Annotated in this window: 17 protein-coding genes; 8 read left to right on the top strand and 9 right to left on the bottom strand. The window is 66.3% G+C overall.

The genetic code is table 11. The features are described from left to right. Positions 1-58: 58 nt before the first annotated feature. The 3 genes from P2869_RS04465 to purT all read right to left on the bottom strand — a co-directional run bounded on the left by P2869_RS04465 (position 59) and on the right by purT (position 2121). Entirely contained in the window at positions 59-448 is a 390-nt protein-coding gene (locus P2869_RS04465; RefSeq protein WP_277597582.1) for an MliC family protein, read from the bottom strand. A gap of 56 nt (positions 449-504) precedes the next feature. After that, positions 505-735, bottom strand: a complete 231-nt coding sequence (locus P2869_RS04460; protein WP_277597581.1) for a DUF6726 family protein — start codon at positions 733-735, stop codon at positions 505-507. Between the two features lie 162 nt (positions 736-897). Continuing rightward, complete coding sequence (gene purT / locus P2869_RS04455) at positions 898-2121, bottom strand: formate-dependent phosphoribosylglycinamide formyltransferase (RefSeq protein WP_277597580.1); 1224 nt, start codon at positions 2119-2121, stop codon at positions 898-900. Positions 2122-2335: 214 nt separating this feature from the next. Here purT and P2869_RS04450 point away from each other — a divergent pair, with 214 nt between their 5' ends. Together P2869_RS04450 and P2869_RS04445 are read left to right on the top strand one after the other, a co-directional pair. Next, on the top strand, positions 2336-2884 hold the full coding sequence (locus P2869_RS04450; RefSeq protein WP_277597579.1) for an META domain-containing protein: 549 nt from the start codon (positions 2336-2338) through the stop codon (positions 2882-2884). Positions 2885-3035: 151 nt separating this feature from the next. Continuing rightward, positions 3036-7079: a DNA translocase FtsK gene (locus tag P2869_RS04445; RefSeq protein ID WP_277597578.1), complete on the top strand. Its 4044-nt coding sequence runs from the start codon at positions 3036-3038 to the stop codon at positions 7077-7079. 34 nt (positions 7080-7113) lie between these two features. Here the strand turns inward: P2869_RS04445 and P2869_RS04440 are convergent, their stop codons facing one another. Next, positions 7114-7704 carry an antimicrobial peptide resistance and lipid A acylation PagP gene (locus P2869_RS04440; RefSeq protein WP_277597577.1) on the bottom strand — a complete coding sequence of 197 codons (591 nt, stop codon included), beginning with the start codon at positions 7702-7704 and terminating at the stop codon, positions 7114-7116. Between the two features lie 112 nt (positions 7705-7816). Further along, on the bottom strand, positions 7817-9088 hold the full coding sequence (locus tag P2869_RS04435; protein ID WP_277597576.1) for a lactonase family protein: 1272 nt from the start codon (positions 9086-9088) through the stop codon (positions 7817-7819). 301 nt (positions 9089-9389) lie between these two features. On the opposite strand from P2869_RS04435, the gene P2869_RS04430 reads away from it, so the two are divergent. Further along, the gene (locus P2869_RS04430) at positions 9390-9542 is read left to right on the top strand and encodes a DUF3096 domain-containing protein (protein ID WP_017774335.1); all 153 of its coding nucleotides are present in this window, start codon (positions 9390-9392) and stop codon (positions 9540-9542) included. 160 nt (positions 9543-9702) lie between these two features. Here P2869_RS04430 and P2869_RS04425 read toward each other — a convergent pair whose 3' ends face one another. Further along, the gene (locus tag P2869_RS04425) at positions 9703-9942 is read right to left on the bottom strand and encodes a hypothetical protein (protein ID WP_017774334.1); all 240 of its coding nucleotides are present in this window, start codon (positions 9940-9942) and stop codon (positions 9703-9705) included. Positions 9943-10285: 343 nt separating this feature from the next. On the opposite strand from P2869_RS04425, the gene P2869_RS04420 reads away from it, so the two are divergent. Together P2869_RS04420 and phaZ are read left to right on the top strand one after the other, a co-directional pair. Continuing rightward, on the top strand, positions 10286-12166 hold the full coding sequence (locus tag P2869_RS04420) for a glycoside hydrolase family 15 protein (protein WP_277597575.1): 1881 nt from the start codon (positions 10286-10288) through the stop codon (positions 12164-12166). Positions 12167-12390: 224 nt separating this feature from the next. Beyond that, positions 12391-13668: a polyhydroxyalkanoate depolymerase gene (gene phaZ, locus P2869_RS04415; RefSeq protein WP_017774332.1), complete on the top strand. Its 1278-nt coding sequence runs from the start codon at positions 12391-12393 to the stop codon at positions 13666-13668. A 92-nt stretch (positions 13669-13760) separates the two neighbouring features. Here phaZ and P2869_RS04410 read toward each other — a convergent pair whose 3' ends face one another. Beyond that, positions 13761-14393 carry a TetR/AcrR family transcriptional regulator gene (locus P2869_RS04410; protein ID WP_017774331.1) on the bottom strand — a complete coding sequence of 211 codons (633 nt, stop codon included), beginning with the start codon at positions 14391-14393 and terminating at the stop codon, positions 13761-13763. A gap of 327 nt (positions 14394-14720) precedes the next feature. On the opposite strand from P2869_RS04410, the gene rsxB reads away from it, so the two are divergent. The 3 genes from rsxB (at position 14721) to P2869_RS04395 (ending at position 16843) form a co-directional block, all read left to right on the top strand. Further along, entirely contained in the window at positions 14721-15587 is an 867-nt protein-coding gene (gene rsxB / locus P2869_RS04405) for an electron transport complex subunit RsxB (RefSeq protein WP_277597574.1), read from the top strand. Between the two features lie 50 nt (positions 15588-15637). Then, positions 15638-16282 (top strand): endonuclease III, encoded by a 645-nt coding sequence (gene nth / locus P2869_RS04400; RefSeq protein WP_277597573.1) that lies wholly within the window; start codon positions 15638-15640, stop codon positions 16280-16282. A gap of 126 nt (positions 16283-16408) precedes the next feature. Further along, positions 16409-16843, top strand: a complete 435-nt coding sequence (locus P2869_RS04395; RefSeq protein ID WP_277597572.1) for a DUF1841 family protein — start codon at positions 16409-16411, stop codon at positions 16841-16843. Between the two features lie 142 nt (positions 16844-16985). Here the strand turns inward: P2869_RS04395 and P2869_RS04390 are convergent, their stop codons facing one another. Continuing rightward, positions 16986-17372 carry a c-type cytochrome gene (locus P2869_RS04390; protein WP_126878464.1) on the bottom strand — a complete coding sequence of 129 codons (387 nt, stop codon included), beginning with the start codon at positions 17370-17372 and terminating at the stop codon, positions 16986-16988. 46 nt (positions 17373-17418) lie between these two features. Then, positions 17419-17784, bottom strand: a complete 366-nt coding sequence (locus P2869_RS04385; RefSeq protein ID WP_017774326.1) for a c-type cytochrome — start codon at positions 17782-17784, stop codon at positions 17419-17421. Positions 17785-18037: the final 253 nt, after the last annotated feature.

The following is an 18037-nucleotide window of genomic DNA, read 5'->3' as shown; positions in this document are numbered from 1 at the left end:
ACCGCCTGGTGGTACCTCTCGGCCGAAACCTCCAGGCCGAACCTCCAGGCCGCGCAGGTCAGCGCTGGATCGTGACGCAGTCGGCGAGTATGGGCGGCGCGTTCTCGCCCGCCGTGGCGTCGTAGAGATCGGCGCGCCGACCCTTGGTCCACCAGGTGTAGCGGTCGGCCTGGTACTTCGCGCCCGAAGCGGCGAGCGTGTTGACGAACAGCATGGCGCGGCCGTTGACCGGCAAAACCGCAAAGCTTTGTCCGTTGGCCGCGCTCAGATACGAGACCTTGAAGGTGCGCCCGCTCGAGCAGGTGTAGCGGAACGTATGACGTGCCTGGGTCTGGATCTCGCCGATGTTGAGCGGCCCGGCAACGGCGTTGCCGCTCGCGGCGGTCAGCACCAGCGTGGTCGCGAGCGCTGCGGCCCGTGCTACAGATGGCTTCTGGTTCTTCTTCATGTCGTTCTCCGCCCGCTCGCGCCAATGCGGCGCCTGTATGCCGTGGCCATCCATCGTTACGGATCGATGACGTCGGCGCATGCGTCGGTGGGCGCGGCTGCGGCATGCCCCACCACCGGTACGATTTTCAAACCCGCGGACGCGATGCGGCACGGCGCCGCCGCGAGTCCGCATCCACCCAGCCCCGCCGCAAGCCCGAAGCCGAGCGCCGCACAGGCCACAGCGCGCCCGGCGAGGCGAAGAATACGCAGGACGCGAGGCGCGTGGGGAGTTGTTCGGCGGGTCATTTGGCGAGTTGGTTGGCGAGTTGGTTGGCGAGCTGGTTGGCGAGTTGGTTGGCTATAGCCGCCGGCGTTGCAGGATGCCTGCTTCATCGATTCCCCTCCTCGTCCCTAGCCCTGGCGGGCACGGCTGCCTTGCTGCCTCATTCGTTCGCCGCGCGCAGCCGCTTACTGACCGCTCTCTCCCGACACCGGCCGCACGCGCGCCGCAGCCTCTTTGGCGCGTTCGAGCGCCTCGCCGATATCGGCGCCCGTCGCCAGCGCCACGCCCATACGGCGTTTCACGAAGCTCTCGGGTTTGCCGAAGAGGCGCAGGTCCGTGCCCGGCACGGCAAGCGCCTCGGCAACGCCCTCGAACGCAATGCCCGGCTCTTCGAGCCCGCCGTAGATCACGGCCGAGGCGCCCGGCGCGCGCAGCGCCGTATCCACGGGCAGCCCGAGAATGGCCCGCGCATGCAGCTCGAACTCCGAGAAGCGCTGCGAGGCGAGCGTCACGAGCCCCGTGTCGTGCGGACGCGGACTCACCTCGGAGAACCACACCTCGTCGCCGCGCACGAACAGCTCGACACCGAAGATGCCCCGGCCGCCGAGCGCGGTCGTCACCTTCTGCGCGATCTCGCGCGAGCGCGCCAGCGCCTTTTCGCTCATCGGCTGCGGCTGCCACGATTCCACGTAGTCGCCCGCCACCTGGACGTGACCGATCGGGTCGCAGAAATACGTGCTGACGGCTTGCGTCGCCGGGTCCACGGCGCGCACGGTCAGTTGCGTGATCTCGTACTCGAAGTCGATAAAACCTTCGACGATCACCCGGCCCCGGTTCACGCGCCCGCCCGCCAGCGCGTACTGCCAGGCCGGTTCCACGTCGGCGTCGCTCCTCAGCACCGACTGCCCCTTGCCCGACGACGACATCACCGGCTTCACGACGCACGGGTAGCCGACCTTCGCGATGCCGGCGCGCAGCTCTTCGAGCGAGTCGGCGAAGGCGTACGGCGACGTGGGCAGGCCGAGTTCCTCGGCGGCGAGGCGGCGGATGCCCTCGCGGTTCATGGTGAGCTGGGTGGCGCGCGCGGTGGGAATGACTTCCGCGAGACCGTCGGATTCGACGGCGGCAAGCGCGTCTGTGGCAATGGCTTCGATTTCCGGCACCACGAGATGCGGCTTTTCCCGCTCGATCAGTGCGCGCAGCGCCTGCGGGTCCGTCATGTCGATCACGTGCGCGCGGTGCGCGACCTGATGCCCAGGCGCGTTGGGATAACGGTCGACCGCGATCACCTCCACGCCGAGCCGCTGCAGCGCGATGATCACTTCCTTGCCGAGTTCGCCCGCGCCGAGCAGCATGACGCGCGTGGCCGTTGCCGAAAGCGGCGTGCCGATCCGTTGACCGATCTGCATGAAGTCTCCAGAGAGTGTGAAGCGGATGTGAAAGAAAGTGCCACCGATGTTAACATGCGCGCCCCGCACGAAACCCGTGCGGTGGTCCGCCGCGCGGCACGGCGCTGGCCCGTCCGGCGCGGCGCCCGCGCTGCTCCGGCACGGGTGCGGCTCGCGTGCCGCGAGGCCGCCAGGGTACTCTTACACCTTCGTCCGTTCGAAGAGGAACAGCTTCATGGTCCCCATGTTCCGCGCGCGAAGCGTTGCGCGCCTGGCCGTTCAGGCCACCGTGTCGCGCAAGGCGGCGCTCGCCGCTGTCGTGTGCGTCGCGCTCGCGGCCTGCGCGTTGCCCAAACATCCCGATGCATCCGCACCTGCGCCCGATCCGTTCAACCCTGCGGCAACGCAACTGCTCGACGACACCCAGTGGGAACTCGCGAGTTGGAAGAACGCGGACGGCACGGCACGCGACATTCCGCAGGGCGAAGGCGTCAAACCCATCACGCTCGACCTTTCGACGGCAACCGGACAGCGCCACGCGAGCGGCTTTTCCGGCTGCAACCGCTACATGGGCACCTACACGCTGAAGGACGGCAAGCTCGGCTTCGGACCGCTCGCCGGCACACGCATGGCCTGCGCAACGCCTGGCGGTCAAATCGAGGGCGAGTACCTCGCTGCCCTCTCGCACATCGACCGTTCGGGCGTACAGATGCGTGACCCGCAACAACTCATGCTCGTGCTCGACGACGGCAGCACGCTGACCTTCGCGCGACGCGCAAAGTAAGGCGCGCGGGTATTAACGGTATCAGTGATATCAGTGGTCGCGCCGCCGCGGCGCAACGCTTCGGCGATTCGCCGCGGGTTGTCTCAGAAGCGTCCGGCTTCAGCGGTTAAACTCGGCAAGTTGGTTTCCCCCTTATTCGTTGATGTCTGGCATGCACACGGTTTTCGGCTGGTTCGGCGCATCGGCCCTGTGGTTTCTCCCTCTTTTCTGGCGTCTTGCGAAATCCGTGCTGCCGGGCGGCGCCGGGCTGCGCGGACCCGGAACGATTCGACTGTGGCTCGGCTTCATGGGCGTGCTGGTTGCGAGCATGACGCTCGAAGCAGCGCTTGTCGGCATCGCGGGCAGTGACGCGCTGGGCCAGGGCCTCGCCGGTGCTTTCGGAAAGCTGCTGGGCCACATCGGCACACCGGTTGCGATGGCGGTGCTGTTCCTCGCGAGCCTGCCTTGGCTGCTGGACTTTCGCTGGCGCGACGCGTTTGCCTGGGCCGACGCAGCTTTCGGACTGGGCCTCGGTGGTAGCCGGGCGCCGCGCGAACCGCGTGAGCCACGAACGCGAGAAGGCCGCGGCGCAGAGCCACGGATGCGACGCGCCGAGCCTGACGAACCGCTCACCTCACACACCGCGCCCGCCGTCAACACGATGGCGCCGCGCAGCACCGGCCGCTACGCGCGACCCACGGTCTGGCGACCGGCCTCGACGGGACGTGCAGCGACGGCAGCCTCGACCGCGAGCGGCGCGGGGTCTGCAGGGGCGGTGACGGCCGGCGCCGTTGCCACACCGTCCGCTGCTGCGATGGAGCGCGGTATTCCGACTCCCGCCCGGCAGACCGTCACGGCTGCGGGGGCAGCGGTTTCGACTGCTGCATCTGCGGCATCTGCGGCGCGGGCGGTAGGCGCGACGGCGTCTCGGGTACCGGGCGCCCCGTTGTCCGCGTCCGCTTCGCCGTCTGTTTCGTCACCCGCTTCTTCACCCGCTTCTTTGCTCGCCTCGTCACCCGCTTTGCCGTCCGTTCCGCCGCGAGTTCCGCCGTCTGCACCTGCTAGTGCCGGGCGGTTACGCGAACAGACAGCGCCGGGTCACGTGTCCCCTGCGCGTCGCCCTGCTGTCGATCCCACCGTCGCGGAAACACGGTCCGCCACGTCGCGCGTGGGCGCAAACCCAAGTCAAAGCGCGGCGGCGAGCGGCTTCGCGAACGGCCCCGTCATGTCGACGCAGGGGTCGGCGGCGCCACGCGCGGGCAGCGCGCTGGGTGCCACGGCGGCCACATCGAAACTGCTTGCCGCACGTGGCATTCCGCCGTATGGGCCGGTGCGGCGCGAACCGACGACCGCCGCCACACCAGGACCGACCATTCAGGACGCGAAGCATCCTGGGACGCGGCCCTGGCAGTCGTCTTCGGTCACGCCGCAAGGTGAAGCAGCGAGCACGAGCGGCGTGGCGGCAACAGGCGCTGTTGCATCGGACGTGGGTCTGGACACGGCGTCTGCTTCGGCGTTGGGTTCCGCTTCGGACCCGGCGTCTCCGTCGTCCGGTGAGTCGTCAGCGCAACCCGTTTGGGTGGCTGGCGCGCACGACACCGCACTGCCCACGACCGCCCACGCCAGCGCGCCTTCCATCGGCACGCCCACGCGCCCTGGCCGCACGCCCGCGCCGGCTTACTCGCGCCCCGCGCGCATCGACGAAGCCGAGCGGCAGCCGCTCTCCTCCACGGTGCAGGAAACGCTGCGCAGCATCGAAGAGAACACCGCGCGATGGACTTCGCTCGCCGGCGCGAGTCTCGCGCGTCGCGGGAACGTGGAAGCGGTGAATGGCGACGGCACGGGCCACGCAACCCCGCAGCCGCAGAGCGAAGGGCAAGCGGAGCAACGTTCGCGGCTAGCAGATGTGTCGAGTGCAATGGATGCGCCGACTGCAATGGACTCGACCGATGCAGTCGCGGAGCAAGCCGTTCCCTCGCCGCTTGCGCCCGCCGCACCTGGCCAACTCATGGCGACTCCCGCCGCGACGGAACGCTCGCTCACAGCCGCCGCGCCGCAGCCGCTCGTGACGCCGGTGCCGGCCACGCCCGCATCCGACACGACGACGAACCCGCTTGCGGTGCTCGCCAATGACGTCGCCCAGTCACCGTCGGCCGAGGCCCCGCCGGCCCTCGGCGTCTCGGCGAGTGCATCGGCCGGGGACGAGGCTGTCTCGGCCGCGTCGTTGCCGCTCTCCGTCTCGTCCAACGTTGTGCGCTTTCCCGGCCCCGCTATCGCTCACGGCAACGTCGCCGCCGAGCCAGCGCTCGCGCCCTGGCAGGACATGCCGTCGGCACCGGTGCGTCCGGCATTCTCGTTCGCCGAGCCCGAACCGGAACGGCATCACGAAGCGGTCGGGGCGCCGGCCAGTACCGTCGCCCTGGACCTTGCGCCGCCTGCCGCTGCCCTGGCTGCGCCCGCCGCGACTGTCGTCGAAGTCACGCCGCCGGTCGGGCAGACCGCGCCGTCGCCGGGCCATCCCGCTGCGCCTGACATCACGACGCTCGCTCCGGTGACCCGCCCTGCCTTGGAAAGCGCCGCCACGCTCACCGCGTCAGGGAACACCACGGCACAAGCCGCAACCACGAGCGACCCCGCCGCCACACCGGAATCTGCCGCCTCTGCCACCTCTGCCGCCCGTTCGCCGCTGCGCGGCCACGCGCACGCCACCTTCGAATTCCGTGCGCCGTCGGCCTCGCGGGTCGAATTGCCCGGGCTCGACCTGCTCGAGCCCGCCGATGCGAGCATCGAGCCCGTGTCCGACGCGCAACTCGCGCAAACCGGCCAGTTGATCGAGCAACGACTGCAGGAATTCAAGGTGCCGGTGAGCGTGGTGGGCGCGTCGGCCGGGCCCGTCATCACGCGCTTCGAAGTGGAGCCCGCGCTAGGTGTGCGCGGCAGCCAGATCGTCGGCCTCATGAAGGATCTTTCACGCGGCCTCGGTCTCACGTCGATTCGCGTGGTGGAAACCATTCCGGGCAAGACATGCATGGGCCTGGAGTTGCCCAACGCGCGCCGCCAGATGATTCGCCTCTCCGAGATTCTCGAATCGAGCCTGTATCAGCACTCGCATTCGAAGCTCACCATCGCGATGGGCAAGGACATCACGGGACACCCCGTCGTCGCCGATCTCGCCAAGGCGCCGCACATGCTCGTGGCCGGCACGACGGGCTCGGGCAAGTCGGTCGCCATCAACGCGATGATCCTCTCGCTGCTCTACAAGGCAACGCCCGAGGAAGTGCGGCTCATCATGATCGACCCCAAGATGCTGGAGCTTTCGGTCTACGAGGGCATTCCGCATCTGCTCGCGCCCGTGGTCACCGACATGAAGCTCGCGGCCAACGCGCTCAACTGGTGCGTGGGCGAGATGGAGAAGCGCTACAAGCTGATGTCGGCCGTGGGCGTGCGCAATCTCGCGGGCTTCAACCAGAAGATTCGCGACGCGGACACGAAGGGCAAGAAGATCGGCAACCCGTTCTCGCTCACGCCCGAAGCACCCGAGCCGCTCTCGCCGCTGCCGCTCATCGTCGTGGTGATCGACGAACTCGCCGACCTCATGATGGTGGCGGGCAAGAAGATCGAAGAACTCATCGCGCGGCTCGCGCAGAAGGCACGCGCGGCGGGCATCCATCTGATTCTCGCCACGCAGCGGCCCTCGGTGGACGTCATCACGGGTCTCATCAAGGCCAACATTCCCACGCGCGTCGCGTTCCAGGTGTCGTCGAAGATCGACTCGCGCACGATTCTCGACCAGATGGGCGCCGAATCGCTGTTGGGGCAAGGCGACATGCTGTTCCTGCCGCCGGGCACCGGCTATCCGCAGCGCGTGCACGGCGCGTTCGTGGCCGACGAGGAAGTGCATTGTGTAGTCGAATACCTGAAGCAGTTCGGCGAGCCGGAGTACGAGGAAGGCATTCTCGACGGCCCGGCATCGGAAGGCGGCCAGCAGGACCTCTTCGGTGACGCGCCGGACGCCGAAGCCGACCCGCTCTACGACGAAGCGGTCGCCTTCGTGGTGCGTACGCGGCGTGCGTCGATCTCGTCGGTGCAGCGTCAGTTGCGCATCGGCTACAACCGCGCGGCGCGGCTCGTCGAGCAGATGGAAACCGCCGGACTCGTCTCGCCGATGGGGGTCAACGGCAGCCGCGAAGTGCTCGCACCTGGGCCCGCGGAATGACGCATCGCCTGAGCGAGCAGTTGGCGCACGGCAGTCAAAACTCGTAGCGCGCCCAGAAGAACGCGACGTCGCCCTTGCTCACGCCCGGAATGCGCGGAATGAAAGCGCCCATCACCGACGCCTTCGCATAGCGGATGGACGCCACCGGCAGCGCGAGCGGCACCGGCAGGTAATGCAGGATGTCGCTGCGCGCGGTGAAGCCCGCAAAGTACCCGCCGCCAACCGAAAGACCGCCCAGCACGGGCGACGTGTACCACTGGCGCGCCCAGCCGGCGATGGGTTCGGGGTTGTTGTGCGAATCCATGAAGACGAGCGCGAACAGGATGTCTTCGTTGCCGTTCGTGTCCGTGAAGTGCTTGCCCGCGCCGCCGCCCCATGACTGCGCGTTGAGATGGCGGCGGTCGTCGGCGCTATAGCCGTCGATGTGCCAGCCATAGCCCGTGAGATAGAGATCCCACGTACCCTCTTCGGCCACGCGCGCCGCACGATTGCATGCGGCCTCGAGAAGCGCCGACGAAGACGGACAGCTCGCGTGCGCCTCGTTCGCGGCGAGCGGCGAAAGCAGCGCAAGCGTTGCCAGCCCCGCTGCCGCGCCGAACGTTCTGCTTGCCTGCTTCGTTCTCATCGCGCGTTCCATCCTGCCGATTCCGGCGGCCCTGCCTCGGCCGCCATCCTTCCGCGGGCGCCGCGCGAGGCGCGCGCCCGCACACCATTGCCTCACATGCGCCGCCACCCGCTCACGACGGCGACACCAGCTTGAAGTCGACCGGCGAACCCACGTCGATACGCTTCGGATCGGACCCGAGCAGGCCGGTCTGTGGATCGCGGCGGAACACGTACGCCGTATCGCTGTTCTGGTTGCCGACGATGAGCCAGTGCCCGGTCGGGTCGATCGTGAATTCGCGGGGCGCCTGGCCGAGGCTGGACTGCCGCCCCACCTCTTTCAGATGGCCGTTGGCCGCATCGACGGCGAAGATCACGATCTCGTTCGCGTCGCCGCGATTGGACGCATAGAGAAAGCGTCCATCGGGCGACAGGTGGATCGCCGCCGCGCCCTGCTTACCCTTGAAACCGGGCGCTGCGAGCGGCAGCGTCTGTACGGGCACAAGCTTGCCGTCCTCATGGCGAAGCACCGTCACGGTGGCCGCGAGTTCGCTCGTCAGATACGCGTAGCGGCCGTCGTTGTCGAACACCAGATGACGCGGGCCGCTGCCTGCCTTCATGGGGATGTAGCGCGTCTGCGTCGGGCTCAAAAGACCGCGGCTGCCGTCGGGCGTGTAGTGGTAAGCGTAGATCTTGTCCGCGCCGAGGTCCTGAACGAACAGGTACTTGCCGTCCGGCGAGAACACGGTGGAGTGCACGTGCGCGTTGTCCTGGCGCCCCTTCACCGGACCACCGCCTTCATGATGCACGGTGAGCACGGAGCTGCCCACCTGGCCGTCCGGCTGGATCGGGAATACGGCGAAGCTGCCGCCGGGGTCCGCCGCCACCGAGTAGTTCGCGGTGAGCAGATAGCGCCCATCCGGCGAGAAGCTCAGATAGCACGGGTCGTTGCCCTCCGACGAGACGCGGTTCAGGAAGGTCAGCTGGCCGCTCGCGGTATCGAAGCGAAAGGCGCTGATGCCGCCGCGCTGCGAGGCCGGCCCGTTGTCGCCGGGCAATTCGTTCACGGCATAGACGTAGTGCCGGTCGCGGCTCACCACGAGGTACGAGGGGTTCACCGTCTTCGCCACCGAAACGCGTGTCGCGTCACCCGTCTTCGTATCGAAGCGGTAGACGTAGAGGCCCTCGCTCTTTGGCCCGGTATAGGTGCCGATCAGCAGGTCGTAGACGCCGTCGGCGGGAACGGCGGCCGACTCTTCTGCGAGTGCATGCGTCGTGGCAATGGAAGCCATGATGGCAAGTCCCTTGATGAGCGTGATGCAGGAACGGGAGAACCTGTACGGCGGGGCAACGAACGCTTTCGATGATGCGGGCACGCCGGATGCGGCGCGGGCACTACGATGCATGTGGACCTCCTTGACATCGGATTGTTGGATTCTGACGGTGTCGCCGGGTTGGTCTACAGCGCGGCCGTTAGCGCAAGCGGCAATGATGCGGATATAGTGTGCGCTCGCGCCTGCAAGGAAAGACATCGGCAAATCGGCTAACGGAATGGTTGGCCAGATGTGTTTGCGAGGCGCCTTGGACACGTTGTGGTTATTGGGCGAAGTATAGAAGGTCACGCTGGATTGCGCAGGCGCTGCGCCATGCACGCCGGCGCTCGCCGCCAGACGCTGTCCGCCAACTTATCGCCGGGAGGGAGTCTGCATGAATGTCACGCTGAGCCTGGGCCCCATCGTTTCGCTGATCGCGGGCATTCTCATCCTCATCATGCCGCGCCTCCTGAACTACATCGTGGCGCTCTACCTCATCATCATCGGACTCATCGGGATCTTCGGCATGGGGTCGTCGCATCTCTGAATGCAGGTGCCCGGCACATGCCGCCGGCAACGGCGTCGCGTGCCGGTCTCGCATCAGCCATCCGGATGATTGTTTCGTAGCCGGCTGCGGACTGACAATGAGCCGTGTCAGTCGTGTCCGCGCGCGTCAGGCGCAGTCAGCAGCTCAGCCCACCGATCCGTCAGCCGTTCGCAAGCTGGTCGAGGCGCAGCTTGCCCTGCAGCGACAAACCGCCCACGGCATAATGGCCGTCGCCGTCGCGGTAACGTTTGAAGCAGCCTCGCTCGATCAGGAACGCCGCAGCCGTTTCCATCCCGTTGCGGGTCAGCCCCAGGCGGCTCGGGTCCAGTGACAGCAGGGAGTCGTCGGCAAGTTCGCTTGCAGCGGAAAGAATCGTGATGCAATCGGATTTCGACAGCATGGCTTCTATCCTCGAAAACGTCGCGTGGGGCTCAAAGCGACGAGGCGAAAGGGACCGGCACAGGTACTGCAACGAGTGCGCGGCGCGCGGCGATGAAGAGATGACACAACAGAGAGAGCGGCGGACATATTGGCGTCGTTTCTCGACCCTCTCGCTGTCGCCCGCTGAGGGATTGTAAGCAGTGAAAATGTCAAACGCTAGCGCCAAATGTCCAGATACCGGGTAAATGACGAGTCACGCCTCATTGAGACCGGCGGCGGCTGCCCGCAGCCGGTCTCCCGGTAACATCAGTCGTACCTCGCTGCATCGCGCGTACATCGAGCGCATTTCTTACCTGCCGACCATGCCCGCACTCATTGAAGACTACGCACTCATCGGCGACGGCCATACCGCCGCACTGGTCTCGCGCTCCGGTTCCGTCGACTGGCTCTGCTGGCCCCGCTTCGATTCCGCCGCGTGCTTCGCCGCGCTGCTCGGCACGCAGGACCATGGCCACTGGCAGATCGCGCCCGCGGTGGAAGGTGACGTGAAGATCACACGCCGCTATCGGGGCAAGGCAGGCAGCGAAACGTTGATTCTCGAAACCGACTTCGAGACGCCCGAAGGCGCCGTCACGCTGATCGACTTCATGCCGCCCGGCAACGGCTGGTCCGAACTCGTGCGCATCGTGGTAGGTCGGCGCGGCAAGGTGCCCATGCACATGCGGCTTGCGCTGCGCTTCGACTACGGCTTCTCGGTGCCGTGGGTCAGCCGGCTGGTCTACGAAAGCGGCATCAAGGCAATTGTCGGCCCCGATACCGTGGTGCTGCGCACGCCCGTGGAACTCCGCGGCGAGAACATGCACACCGTGGCGGACTTCACGGTGTCCGAGGGAGAACGCGTGCCGTTCTCCCTCGCGTACGCACAGTCGCATCTGCGGCTTCCGCCGCCACGCGATCCGCACTCGGCGCTCGCCCGCACGGAAAACTTCTGGGCCGAGTGGTCGTCGCGCAGCACGGTGACAGGTCGCTGGGCCGCGCCCATCCGCCGCTCGATGCTCACGCTCAAGGCACTGGCGTACGAACCCACGGGCGGCGTCGTCGCGGCGCCCACCACGTCGCTGCCCGAGCAACTGGGTGGTACCCGCAACTGGGACTACCGCTACTGCTGGCTGCGCGACGCTACCATCACGCTGCTCGCCCTCATGCGTGGCGGCTACTACGACGAGGCGCGCGCATGGCGTAGCTGGCTGGGCCGCGTGATGGCGGGCTCGCCGCAGCAGTTGCAGATCATGTACGGCATTGCGGGCGAGCGCCGGCTGCCGGAGTCGGAGATCGAATGGCTGCCCGGCTACGAAGGTGCAAAGCCCGTGCGCGTCGGCAACAACGCGGTCGGCCAGTTGCAGCTCGACGTCTACGGGGAAGTGATGAACGCCCTGCATCTCGCGCGCGTGGGCGGGCTGCAGGCCGATGAGACCGCGTGGTCTATCCAGTGCACGATGCTCGAACACCTGGAAACCATCTGGGAACAGCCGGATGAGGGCATCTGGGAAACGCGCGGCGGACGGCAGCACTTCACGTTCTCGAAGGTCATGGCGTGGGTCGCGTACGACCGGGCGATCAAATCGGCCGAATCGTTCGGGCTGCCGGCGCCGCTCGAACACTGGCATGCCATGCGCGCGAAAATTCACGCGTCGGTCTGCGAGCACGGCTGGAACCCGCGCATCAACGCGTTCACCCAGGTCTATGGCGGCGACGATCTCGACGCGAGCGCCCTGCTGCTGCCGCTCCTCGGCTTTCTGCCGCCGAAAGACCCTCGCGTGGCGGGCACGGTTGCCGCGATAGAAAAGCATCTGATGCGCGACGGCTTCGTGATGCGCTATCGCACCACCGACGTCGACGACGGCCTGCCGCCCGGCGAAGGCACGTTCCTCGCCTGCAGCTTCTGGATGGTCGATAACCTCGCGCTGCAGGGCCGGGTTCAGGAGGCGCACGACATGTACGAGCGCCTGATCGGGCTTGCCAACGACGTCGGCCTGCTCGCCGAGGAATACGATCCGGAGGCCGGCCGGCTGGTAGGGAATTTCCCGCAGGCGTTCTCGCATGTCGCGCTCGTTCACACCGGCTTGAACCTGATGCGCCACGAGCAGGAAATGGCCACCGCGACAGGCCAGCCGGCGCACAACGGCAAGCAAAGCGGCCAGGCCAGCGACAGTGCGTTCAGCGACGCCAGCACGTCGCAGTGACCGCACGATGAAGGATTACCCCTATATTGTCCGACTGTTGTTGCGTTGCACAATGGGTGCCCGTCGGATATCATCGATCGACGCCCCTGGCCGATAATTACACTGACCGTTTACCAGCCAGAAGCAAGTCACACGCAACCTTAAAGCAACCCGGAAGGCCCGCCTCCAGGACCGCGCCAGCCCCGCGGCCCCGTGCGAACCGCCCCAACGCCCGGAGCGCCCACATGCTCTATCAGTTTCATGAATTCCAGCGGGCCTTGCTGAGCCCGCTGACCGCCTGGGCTCAGGCCGCGTCGAAATCGTTTGCGAATCCGGCCAGCCCGTTCGCCTACGTGCCGGGGGCGTCGCGCCTGTCGGCCGGGTACGAACTGCTGTACCGGCTCGGCAAGGATTACGAGAAGCCCCAGTTCGACATTCACCAGATCGTCAAAGACGGCCACAACATTCCGATCGTCGAGCAGACCATCATCGAAAAGCCGTTCTGCCGGCTGCTGCGCTTCAAGCGCTACGCCGATGACAGCGAAGCGGTCTCCCAGCTCAAGGACGAACCCGTTGTTTTGGTGTGCGCACCGCTCTCGGGCCACCATTCCACGCTGCTGCGCGACACCGTGCGCACGCTGCTGCAAGACCACAAGGTCTACATCACCGACTGGATCGACGCCCGCATGGTGCCGGTGGAAGACGGCCCCTTCCATCTCGACGATTACATCGCCTACGTCCAGGAGTTCATCCGCCACATCGGCGCGAAGAATCTCAACGTGATTTCGGTCTGCCAGCCCACGGTGCCCGTGCTCGCGGCCATCTCGCTGATGGCGAGCCGCGGCGAGGACACGCCGCGCACCATGACGATGATGGGCGGCCCGATCGACGCGCGCCGCAGCCCGACCTCGGTCAACTCGCTCGCCACGCAGCACTCGTACAACTGGTTCGAGAACAACGTGATTCATACGGTGCCGCCCAATTATCCGGGCGTGGGACGCCAGGTGTATCCGGGCTTCCTGCAGCACGCGGGCTTCGTCGCGATGAATCCTGAGCGGCATGCCGCCTCGCACTGGGACTTCTATCAGAGCCTCCTGCGCGGCGATGAAGAGGATGCCGAAGCGCACCGCAACTTCTACGACGAATACAACGCAGTGCTGGACATGGCCGCCGAGTATTACCTCGACACCATCCGCATCGTCTTTCAGGAGTTCCGTCTTGCCGAAGGCACGTGGGACGTGGCCGGCGAGCGTGTGCGTCCGCAAGACATCAAGCACACGGCGCTCTTCACGATCGAAGGCGAGCTGGACGACATCTCCGGCGACGGCCAGACGCGTGCCGCGCAAGACCTGTGCAGTGGCATTCCCGAGGCACACCGGCGTCATTTCACCGCGGAAAAGTGCGGGCATTACGGCATTTTCTCGGGTCGGCGCTGGCGCACCATCATCTATCCGCAACTGCGCGACTTCATTCAGGAACACGCAAAGGCGCCCCGCGTCGAGACAGAACACGCCGAAGCCTGAGTTCCCCCAGCCGCAACAACGCTTGCTTGCGCAGCCGGTTCACACGTCGGCTGCGCGCAGGGCTTACTGCATGAGTCACCGCGCGAGACGCGTCAGCGCCTCATCAGATACGCGAGCAGCATCTCTGTATTCATCTGCACGAGTTCGGAGCGCTCGGTCGGCGTGCTGAAATCGCGACCCAACGTAGCGGTCAGCGTGAACCGGTTGGACACGATGTAATAGCCCATGCCGGAGAGCGTCACGTAAAAGCGCAGCGGATCGACATTGCTGCGGAAAAGCCCGGCCTTCTGCCCGCGTTCGAGAATGCTGCCGACGGTGGCAACGATTGGCGAAATCATCTCGCGAATACGCGACGACTTCTGCATGTAGCGGGCCTCGTGCAGGTTTTCGTTGTTCACGAGCCGCAGCAGATCGGGATGATCCCGGTAGTAGTCCCACACAAAATGCGCAAGGCGCGTCATTGCTTCCACCGGTGCCACGCCGTTCAGATCGAGCGAGCGCTCGGCCTCGTTGAGTGCGCTGAACGCGTACTCGAGTACTGCCGTGAAAAGCTGTTCCTTGCTGCCGAAGTAGTAATAGAGCATGCGCTCGTTCGTCTCTGCGCGCCTCGCAATCTGATCGACGCGCGCGCCGAAGAGCCCTCCGTTTGCGAACTCCTCCGCGGCCGCCAGCAGGATACGGCGACGCGTGCCTTCAGGATCTCTTTTGATTTTTGGCTGGTTCATGGTCTCAAGATGCTGCGTGAGCCGCGTTATCCGGGCCGCTGCCGAACGTCTCCTCGCCATGCATCGGCAGCGGTGAACTGGAGCGCCTTGGCTGGCGCGCCCCGCCGTTCCTGGGGTCTTTCCTGTAAAGCGTTTTGATTATGGCACATGGGTCGCCAATGGCAATCGGGGAAATCGGCGATAATGCCGCATTTGGCGAGCGCGCGGCTGCAAGGCCTGCCCGGGCCCTGTACACCCTCTGACAGGCCGCGTAACACGGCGCAAACGGGCCGTTCTGCAGGCTGATTTGCAGCCGTTTTGCGACCGTTTCGGCCAGCTCCTCATGTCGTGACCGTGACCGATTCGAAGACACTCGCAGATCGCATCGAAGATCTGCTCCCCCAGACGCAATGCACCAAGTGCGGCTACAACGGCTGCCGGCCCTACGCCGAAGCCGTCGCCGCCGGCACCGCGAACTACAACCAGTGCCCGCCCGGCGGCGCCGAAGGCGTGGCGCGCCTTGCCGGCCTGCTCGGCAAGCCGGTCATCCCGCTCAATCCCGTCAACGGTGCCGAACGGCCGCGTCCGCTCGCCGTGATCGACGAAAACCTGTGTATCGGCTGCACGCTGTGCATGCAGGCATGCCCTGTCGATGCAATCGTCGGGGCACCGAAACAGATGCATACGGTCGTCGCGCCGCTGTGCACGGGCTGCGATCTGTGTGTGGCGCCCTGCCCGGTCGATTGCATCGCGATGGTGCCCGTGACGGACGGCGCAACGGGCTGGGCCGCCTGGTCCCAGGAGCAGGCCGACGCCGCCCGCGAACGCCATGACCAACGCCTTGCGCGCATGGAGCGCGAGCGCGAAGCCGCGGAAGCGCGCGCGGTGGCAAAGCGTGCGGGACTGCACGCCGCACCGCAGCCCGCGCGCAGCGCGGCAACCACGGCACCTGTGCAGAGCGAAGTGCCCAGCGCAGCGCCTGCCGCGCCCGCCAGCGATGCCGAAGCGAAGAAGCGCGCCATCATCCAGGCCGCGCTGGACCGCGCCCGCAAGAAGAAGGAAGAGCTGGTCGCGAAAGGACTGGGTCCGCGCAACACCGACCATGTCACCGCCGACGTACAGGCGCAGATCGACGAAGCCGAAGCGCGCCGGCGGCGTCTTCGCATCGCCTCCGGCGAGCAAGGCGACGCGCCCTCGCAGCCCGATACTGACTGACCCGCCAGCCAGCGCTCATCCCAGCCTCTACCTCCGCACTTACCGACCGCATGAACGCGAACAAACGCCGCGCCATCTTCGAGACGTTGCAAAGCCTCAATCCGCATCCGACCACCGAACTCGAATACACCACGCCATTCGAGCTGCTGATCGCCGTGATGCTGTCGGCGCAGGCCACGGACGTATCGGTCAACAAGGCCATGCGCAAGATGTTCCCCGTCGCGAACACGCCGCAGCAGATCGTCGAGCTGGGCGAAGCGGGCGTGGCCGAATACATCAAAACGATCGGCCTGTACCGCACCAAGGCGAAGAACGTCGTGACAGCGAGCCGCATCCTGATCGAGCGCTACGACGGCGAAGTGCCTGCCGATCGCGAAGCGCTGGAGAGCCTGCCGGGCGTGGGCCGCAAGACGGCCAACGTGGTGCTCAACACCGCGTTCGGTCATCCCACGATCGCGGTGGATACGCATATCTTTCGGGTTGCGAATCGAACAGGGCTTGCTCCCGGCAAGGACGTGCGAGCCGTGGAGGCCGCACTCGAGAAGTTCACACCCGAGCCGTTCCGCCAGGACGCGCATCATTGGCTGATTCTTCACGGGCGGTATGTCTGCAAGGCGCGGCGGCCGGAATGCTGGCACTGCGTGATCGAACCGCTATGCGAGTTCAAGCAGAAGACCCCGCCGCCGCAGATGTGACGCAGATGTGAGCCGCGGCGCTTTCGGCGTCCTTGGCAGAAGACCTGCGACAAATTGTCGCCCTTCCCCGCCAACCCGCCGCAACCGCCCCAATCCCGCAACGCATTCCCCATCCGGTCGCCCACGATGTTCAATCCCAGCCGTGACGAAGTCCGCCGCTTTTTCACCGAAACCTGGCGCAAACAGCGCACCGGGGAAATCCTGACGCCACTCGAAGCCATCGCCGCCGACTGGATCGTCGAGCACCCGGAGTACCATGCCGCGCTCGCCGACGCAGACAGCGCAAGTGCCGAGCATTACTCGCCCGAGCGCGGCGAGACGAATCCGTTCCTGCATCTTTCGATGCACCTCGCCATCAGCGAGCAGCTTTCCATCGACCAGCCGCCCGGTATTCGCGCCGCGCACGAGCGCCTTGCGGCAAGGCTCGGCTCGAGCCACGACGCCCATCACGCGATCATGGAATGCCTCGGCGAGACGCTCTGGGAAGCCCAGCGCACCAACACGCCGCCGGACACCGACGCGTATCTCGCCCGTATCGAGCGCCGGGCCACAAGGGACTAAGGGGACTAAGGGCACTAAGGACGCCGTGCGTGGGCGCCCTCGCCCCGCCACGCGCACATAAAAAAACGACACCCCGCCGGAAAGCGGGGTGTCGTTCTGCCATCGTATTCGCCGGCTGCCCGGTGACCGGGCTTCGCGCAGCTTACTTCTTCTGCACGAGGTCGCCGGAGAGCGACTCGACGTAGGCCGCAATGTCCTTCATGTCGCCCTGCGAAAGGCTTTGCACCTGCGCCTGCATGATCGGATTGTTGCGGCCCAGATGCGGGTTGCCGTTGCCCATCTGATACTGGCGCAGTGCCCAGTAGACGTAGTCGGCGTGCTGGCCCGCGAGCTTCGGATACTCCGGGCTCACCGGCTTGTTGAGCCCCGCGCCGTGGCAGGCCGCGCAGTTGTGGCTGTCAGCGAGCACCTTGCCGTTCGCGGCGTCCGCGGCGTGGGCGCCGGCAGCGAAACCGGCCAGTGCGAGCGCGGCGCAAGCCGTCTTGAGCATCGCTTGAAGGGTATGAAGAGCCGTGTGGGGCTTGTTCATGAATTCTCCTGTCCCGTGAAATTAGAGTGCCGGGTGACCGCGCCGGTCACTTCTCGGGATTGTTCTTCGACGTGGACGACTGGGCCGCGTAGTAAGCCGCGATGTCCGCGATGTCCTGATCCGACAGCGAAGCCGTAATGGCGTGCATCGTGTCGAAGTGGCGATCGCCCTTCTTGTAGCCGTGCAGCGCGTTCTCGAGATATTTCTGGTTCTGGCCGCCGAGCATGGGAACCCGGTAGACCTCGGGGTACGCGGTGCGGTAGTCCGGAATGCCGTGGCAACCAATGCACATCGCGACCTTGCCCTGGCCCGCCTTCGCGTTGCCGACGACGTCCGCGTTCGCGTTGGCGGCGAAGCCCGCGAGCACAGACATGGCTGCGATCACGACGTGTTTGCCGACGAATTTGTTCATAGCATGTAACCTGGCTTGAGGGGAAACGGACGCCCGAAAAGGCCACGGCCCGCGCCGTTATTTCTTCGAAGGCCGGACGCAGGCCAAAAAAATCGACCCGATTGTACCGCGACGCCGTGCCGCACGTCCACACGGCCAACAAGGGCGGCGGCCCGCCGGGCACGGGTCCTGCGGGTTGTCCCGAAGCTCGCCGGCGATAGCCCCGGGACCCGCCGGCGCGCGCGCAAGCGGTCCGCGAATCGTCACCCGATAC

Source organism: Paraburkholderia sp. SUR17, assembly GCF_029536165.1.
Lineage (GTDB): Bacteria > Pseudomonadota > Gammaproteobacteria > Burkholderiales > Burkholderiaceae > Paraburkholderia > Paraburkholderia kururiensis.
This window is presented reverse-complemented; position numbering and strand designations above follow the sequence as displayed.

Bases quoted from the DNA above. Each gene is read 5' to 3' on its own strand.
- nth (WP_277597573.1), top strand. From the start codon at position 15,638: ATGAACGCGAACAAACGCCGCGCCATCTTCGAGACGTTGCAAAGCCTC.
- P2869_RS04385 (WP_017774326.1), bottom strand. From the start codon at position 17,784: ATGAACAAATTCGTCGGCAAACACGTCGTGATCGCAGCCATGTCTGTG.
- P2869_RS04395 (WP_277597572.1), top strand. From the start codon at position 16,409: ATGTTCAATCCCAGCCGTGACGAAGTCCGCCGCTTTTTCACCGAAACC.
- P2869_RS04425 (WP_017774334.1), bottom strand. From the start codon at position 9,942: ATGCTGTCGAAATCCGATTGCATCACGATTCTTTCCGCTGCAAGCGAA.
- P2869_RS04450 (WP_277597579.1), top strand. From the start codon at position 2,336: ATGGTCCCCATGTTCCGCGCGCGAAGCGTTGCGCGCCTGGCCGTTCAG.
- P2869_RS04465 (WP_277597582.1), bottom strand. From the start codon at position 448: ATGAAGAAGAACCAGAAGCCATCTGTAGCACGGGCCGCAGCGCTCGCG.
- P2869_RS04460 (WP_277597581.1), bottom strand. From the start codon at position 735: ATGACCCGCCGAACAACTCCCCACGCGCCTCGCGTCCTGCGTATTCTT.
- P2869_RS04420 (WP_277597575.1), top strand. From the start codon at position 10,286: ATGCCCGCACTCATTGAAGACTACGCACTCATCGGCGACGGCCATACC.
- P2869_RS04445 (WP_277597578.1), top strand. From the start codon at position 3,036: ATGCACACGGTTTTCGGCTGGTTCGGCGCATCGGCCCTGTGGTTTCTC.
- P2869_RS04430 (WP_017774335.1), top strand. From the start codon at position 9,390: ATGAATGTCACGCTGAGCCTGGGCCCCATCGTTTCGCTGATCGCGGGC.
- P2869_RS04390 (WP_126878464.1), bottom strand. From the start codon at position 17,372: ATGAACAAGCCCCACACGGCTCTTCATACCCTTCAAGCGATGCTCAAG.
- purT (WP_277597580.1), bottom strand. From the start codon at position 2,121: ATGCAGATCGGTCAACGGATCGGCACGCCGCTTTCGGCAACGGCCACG.
- P2869_RS04440 (WP_277597577.1), bottom strand. From the start codon at position 7,704: ATGAGAACGAAGCAGGCAAGCAGAACGTTCGGCGCGGCAGCGGGGCTG.
- P2869_RS04435 (WP_277597576.1), bottom strand. From the start codon at position 9,088: ATGCATCGTAGTGCCCGCGCCGCATCCGGCGTGCCCGCATCATCGAAA.
- P2869_RS04410 (WP_017774331.1), bottom strand. From the start codon at position 14,393: ATGAACCAGCCAAAAATCAAAAGAGATCCTGAAGGCACGCGTCGCCGT.
- phaZ (WP_017774332.1), top strand. From the start codon at position 12,391: ATGCTCTATCAGTTTCATGAATTCCAGCGGGCCTTGCTGAGCCCGCTG.